Annotated in this window: 1 protein-coding gene; it reads right to left on the reverse strand. The window is 64.1% G+C overall.

The features are described from left to right. On the reverse strand, window positions 1–231 hold a 231-nt coding region (locus tag ACY9Z2_RS19460; protein ID WP_463611318.1), incomplete at both ends, for an FIST N-terminal domain-containing protein.

A 231-nucleotide genomic window follows, 5' to 3' on the forward strand; every position in this document is an offset into this window, starting at 1 on the left:
CAGCGGGTACAACAGCCCGGTCGCGGGCAGCCCGGCGGCTTTATCCCCCAGGTAGGCTTCGTAGACATCCAGCGCGGGCTTGCCGTCGAGTTCGTACAGTACGTTGCCCACCGACTTCGTGACGCGGTGCTCGGGCCCGAACAGGTCCCAGCCGCCCTTCGATCCGTGCCCGATCTGGACGCGGTTCCCGTATAGCCCGACGGCGACGATCCATTTATTCTGCTCGATTTT

The sequence above is a fragment of the Virgibacillus sp. GM2-2 genome (genome assembly GCF_055329585.1).